Source organism: Candidatus Deferrimicrobiaceae bacterium, assembly GCA_035256765.1.
Taxonomy (GTDB): domain Bacteria; phylum Desulfobacterota; class Deferrimicrobia; order Deferrimicrobiales; family Deferrimicrobiaceae; genus CSP1-8.
Genome location: DATEXR010000156.1, coordinates 1 through 2,952 on the forward strand (window position 1 = coordinate 1; position 2,952 = coordinate 2,952).

Here is a 2,952-nt window from a genome sequence, read left to right on the forward strand (position 1 = left end):
CCCCTGCCCGAGGACGAGAGCGTCGACCTCCCCCCCGATCAGGCTCGCGAGCGTCTTCGCCGCCGAAATCGTAGATAGGGTCGTCTTCTTGAACGCCCCTTCCTGATGCTCGACCACCACCAGTATGTCCGCCATCTCCCCTCCTAAGAACAGGGACGTTCTTAAACTTTTTAACCAAGGATAAAAAACGGCTTATGATCATCCACGGCAGAAATGTTCCCGGAATTCCTCCTCATCGACATGAAAAAGTTTAAGAACGTCCCCGCTTTTTACAGTACTTTGGCTTCGTTTCGCAGTTTGTCGACGAGTTCCGCGATGTCGGCGACCTTCCTCCCGCCCTTTCGCTCCTTGGGCGGGGCCAGGGAGAGGAGGCGGACCTTCGGGACCGTGTCCACCCCCAAGGAATCCGCCGGGATCACCTTCATCTCCTTCTTCTTCGCCTTCATGATCCCGGGGAGAGAAGCGTAGCGCGGCTCGTTCAGCCGAAGGTCGGTCGTGATGACCGCCGGCAGCGTCACTCCGATCGTCTCGAGCCCGCCGTCCACCTCGCGGGTGACGTTCGCCTTCTTCCCGTCCTCGGAGAACTCGATCTTCGACCCGAACGTCGCCTGCGGCTGGGAGAGGATCGCCGCCAGGATCTGCCCCACCTGGTTGTTGTCGTCGTCGACGGCCTGCTTCCCCATGATGACGAAATCCGGCTTCTCCTGCTCCACGGCTTTCGCCATCAGCTTGGCGACGCCCAGGCTGTCCAGCTCCTTCGTCGTCTCCACGAGGATCGCCCGGTCCGCCCCCATCGCCAGGGCGGTGCGGATCTGCTGCTCGCTCTCCTTCGGGCCGATCGTCAGGATCACCACCTCCCCGCCCCGCTTCTCCTTGATGCGGAGGGCCTCCTCCACCGCGATCTCGCAGAACGGGTTGATCACCATCTTGATGTTGTCCAGGACGATCCCGCTGCCGTCCTTCCTGATCTTCACCTTCTCGTCGGGGTTGGGGACAGGCTTGATCGCCACGATCATCTTCACTCCGCACCTCCCGGGATGAGCAACCGGCCCAAGAATCGAAAACAGGGGGATGATACCGGAAAGGGGTGCGTGAATCAACCAGAAAATGAATGGCTATTCAGTGGTCAGGAAGGGGAAAAGGGAGGGGAGCAATAGCGCGCACCAAGCCCCGATCGCGCCGCCGAGCGTGTCCGCGACCCAGTCCGAAAGGTCCGCCGATCGGCCGGGGATCCACTGCTGGTGGATCTCGTCGACGGCCCCCACCGCGAGGACGAAGAGCACGGCATACAGGACCGCCCGTTTCGCGGGATGCCCGGATTCCCTCCGCCACAGGGCGCACAGAAACCCCGTTCCCCCGTAGAACGCGAAATGGGCCCCCTTGTCCCAGAAGGGGATGCCCTCGGGAACTTCCAGGTGCGGGATCGAGGTGAGCAGAAAGGTCAGGCCTACCCAAAAGAGGAGGAGGATAAAGTAGAGCCGCCTGCGCGCCATTGCAGCCGTGGTCGTCAGGATCGGCCCTTCTGGCGGTACCAGCGGTCGAAGAAGGAGAGGTACTCGCCCGACTGCACCGCGCGCCACCACGGCTCGTTCTCGAGGTACCACCGGACGGTCTCCCGGATCCCTTCTTCAAAGGGGACCCGGGGGGAAACGCCCAGTCCGGTGCGGATCTTCTTGTCGTCGATGGCGTACCGGCGGTCGTGCCCGGGTCGGTCGGGGACGAATTTCAGGAAGGACTCCGGCTTCCCCATCGCCGCCAGGAGAAGCTTCGTGATCTCGATGTTCGTGCGCTCGTTCCCGCCTCCCACGTTGTACACCTCGCCGGGCTTCCCTCGCAGGAGGACCGCCTCCACCGCCCGGGAATGATCGTCCACGTGGATCCAGTCGCGGACGTTCATCCCGTCCCCGTATACCGGGACCTGCTTGTCCTGTTTCAAAAGCGTCACGAAGAACGGGATGATCTTCTCCGGGAACTGGTACGGGCCGTAGTTGTTGGAGCACCGGGTGACGATCGCCGGCAGGCCGTACGTCTTGAAGAAGGCCCGGACGAGCAGGTCCGCCGCGGTCTTGCTGGCGGCATAGGGGGAGTTGGGCCGGAGCGGGGAGTCCTCCGAGAACTTTCCCGTGGCCCCCAGCGAACCGTACACCTCGTCGGTGGAGATCTGGACGAAGCGGGCGACGCCGTGCTTCCTCGCGGCGTCGAGCAGGACCTGGGCGCCCAATACGTTCGTGCGGAGAAAGAGGGACGGGTCCTCGATGCTGCGGTCGACGTGGGTCTCGGCCGCGAAGTTCACGATCGCGTCGGGCTCCCCTTCCGCCACGATCGATTCGATCTCTTTCGCGTCGCAGATATCCGCCCGGGAAAAGCGGTACCGTTCGTCATTTCCCACGTCCTCGAGATTGGCCAGGTTCCCCGCATAGGTCAGCTTGTCGACGTTTACGACCTGCCAGTCGTCATGGGACGCCAGGATGTACCGGATGAAATTCGACCCGATGAACCCCGCCCCGCCCGCGACGAGGAGCAGCACGCCGTTTTCCTTCATCCGTCCTTCCTCTCCCAGGAGTAGGGGATGTCGTTATCATGGGGATCGAGCCGGAACTCGTCGGGTTTCGCGAGCTGGTACGGCTCCGTGGGGATGTTGATCACGAGGGCCTCCTCCATACTGACTGTCTTGAAACCATGGTAGACAAGCGGCGGGATCTTGAGGAGGGTCGGCCGGTGCTCGCCCAGGAAGAACTCGTTGACCTCCCCCTTCGTGGGCGAGCCGTCGCGGGAGTCGTAGAGGACCACCTTCATCATCCCCTTGACCACGCAGAAATGGTCGGTCTGGCCTTTGTGGTAGTGCCAGGCCTTGACGACGCCGGGGTAGCCGGTGGTGAGGTAGACCTGGCCGAACTTCTCGAACATCTCCTCGTCGCAGCGCAGGATCTCCATGAGCCGTCCCCGCTCGTC

4 protein-coding genes are annotated in these 2,952 nt (G+C 62.7%); all 4 read right to left on the reverse strand.

All coding sequences use genetic code 11. The annotated features are described in order from the left end of the window. Positions 1-269 precede the first annotated feature (269 nt). The gene (locus VJ307_05375; protein ID HJX73571.1) at positions 270-1,016 is read right to left on the reverse strand and encodes an electron transfer flavoprotein subunit beta/FixA family protein; all 747 of its coding nucleotides are present in this window, start codon (positions 1,014-1,016) and stop codon (positions 270-272) included. A gap of 99 nt (positions 1,017-1,115) precedes the next feature. Beyond that, the gene (locus VJ307_05380) at positions 1,116-1,493 is read right to left on the reverse strand and encodes a VanZ family protein (GenBank protein ID HJX73572.1); all 378 of its coding nucleotides are present in this window, start codon (positions 1,491-1,493) and stop codon (positions 1,116-1,118) included. Between the two features lie 14 nt (positions 1,494-1,507). Continuing rightward, positions 1,508-2,542 (reverse strand): dTDP-glucose 4,6-dehydratase, encoded by a 1,035-nt coding sequence (gene rfbB, locus VJ307_05385; protein HJX73573.1) that lies wholly within the window; start codon positions 2,540-2,542, stop codon positions 1,508-1,510. Beyond that, the coding region (locus VJ307_05390; protein HJX73574.1) for a dTDP-4-dehydrorhamnose 3,5-epimerase family protein at positions 2,539-2,952 on the reverse strand (414 nt) is incomplete at its 5' end. The genes VJ307_05390 and rfbB, both read right to left, overlap by 4 nt.